The sequence below is a fragment of the Aequorivita sp. KMM 9714 genome (genome assembly GCF_011065475.1).
Classification (GTDB): Bacteria; Bacteroidota; Bacteroidia; order Flavobacteriales; family Flavobacteriaceae; genus Aequorivita; species Aequorivita sinensis.
In genome coordinates this window covers 1-255 of sequence record NZ_JAAGRO010000071.1, presented here as the reverse complement: position 1 = coordinate 255, position 255 = coordinate 1, and the positions used below count along the sequence as shown (strand labels likewise).

The 255-nt window shown below is 43.9% G+C and carries 1 protein-coding gene; it reads right to left on the bottom strand.

Annotated features, from left to right (window positions below):
- Positions 1-255, bottom strand: a 255-nt coding sequence (locus G3A46_RS14215) for a hypothetical protein (RefSeq protein WP_165150796.1), incomplete at both ends; no start/stop codon positions are given.

Genomic DNA, 255 nt, shown 5'->3' with positions numbered 1-255 from the left:
CCAGTATGGTAAAGCGTGCCATCTGTAGTGGCATCCATATTGTGCATATCTGTGTAGCCATCAAGAGCGGTCTCGCCACCAACATCCTTTCGTACCAATTGTCCAAGTTCGTCATAACTGTTTTCCGAAATAAGTTGTACTGGAGAACTGCCGATCCTTTGTTTCTGGGAGAGCAGCCTACCCATATGGTCGTAGGTAAAGTAATCGAGTATTACAATAGAGGGTTCGTTGTCCTTATTATGAAAAGTATAGGTC